This window comes from Ruegeria haliotis, from assembly GCF_013377785.1.
Classification (GTDB): Bacteria; Pseudomonadota; Alphaproteobacteria; order Rhodobacterales; family Rhodobacteraceae; genus Ruegeria; species Ruegeria haliotis.
Window position 1 is genome coordinate 1 of the sequence record NZ_JABXWT010000057.1, and the last position, 1,325, is coordinate 1,325.

1 pseudogene is annotated in these 1,325 nt (G+C 57.1%); it reads right to left on the reverse strand.

From position 1 onward, the window contains the following. Window positions 1–1,325 (reverse strand): annotated as a pseudogene (locus HW561_RS23255) (IS1182 family transposase); the annotation flags it as partial.

Sequence of the window (1,325 nt, forward strand, 5' to 3'; positions counted from 1 at the left end):
CTTGGCCAATTTGCGGAGGTTTTGGGCGGTGGCAGCAAGGAGGAATTCGTCATTTGCGCCGCATGGACCGCGTAATCTAAGCCGTCCCAGCCCCAAGATGCGCTTGAGGTGCGCGAAGAGCATCTCGACCTTCTTTCGGAGCTTGGACGAGACTTTGTACTGTTCTGTTTTTCGGATGGCCCGGGCGACATCTCTGGCGTCTTCATGCTCTTCGCGGGTGATTTTGCGAGCATCAGCATTCGGGCAGCACTTCATCTTTGATGGGCATGCCTGACAGGTGTGTTTGAGCGCCTGATACTTGGCGACACCTTTTCCAGTGGGGCCTCGGTCGGGATCAGAGTAGTTCCTGGGGAACTGCTTCAGCGCCTCACCCTCTGGACAGATGTATTGATTGTTCTCGGTGTCCCATTCGAAGTCGGCACGCGACCATGTACCATCGGTACGACCAGCCTTGTCGATCACGGGGATATGTGGTGCGATGTTGCGATCCACCAGCCAACCGAGCATCGGGCCCGAACCGTACGCGGTGTCCGCGATGAGCCATTCCGGGTGCAGATCGAACTTGTCTCTGGTCCGGTTCAGCATCGTCTTTGTCGATCCGACTTCAGCCTGCCGGATTGAGCGTGTGGCTTCTACATCCCTTGCCCGGCAGTCGTTTGCCCTGCAAACGATGAGAGGGGACGATGACGCCATGATCCGTGTCGATCAGGTAGTTGTCCGAATAGCTCAAGAATGCTGGGCCTTTGCGTGCCGCGGTCCATTGGCTGGCGGGATCAGAGAAGGACGTGAACTTCGGTTGCACCTCGCTGGCTGCACCAAAAGCCGCTTCATCCAGCGTGTCGAGATACTCACGAACAGCCCGTGGTGCAGCAACCACATCGATCCGTTCCGCATTCCATTCCTCTTTGGGCGCGGAATACTGTCAGTTGGCATCTGCTTCGATCAAGCTGGCATCGACCGCCATGCGCTGACCACTCACCAGGCCCTCTGCGATACACCGCGCAACGGTCGTCTCGAACAGATGGCGCAGCAACTCGCTCTCCCGGAATCGCCCGTGGCGGTTCTTGGAAAAGGTAGAATGGTCAGGGATCCGGTCATTCAGATCCAAGCGGCAGAACCAACGATAGGCCAGGTTCAGATGCACCTCTTCGCACAGCCGACGTTCGGATCGGATACCAAAGCAATAGCCTGCCAAGAGCATGCGCCCTCTCATGCATGTAAACATGCACTGCCGGGTATCAGATCAGCAACTCGGGATCGATCGATGGACGGCCCGTGTGGCTATAGTAATCTGCCAAATGCGAACGGATGCTGCTCAGATCAAC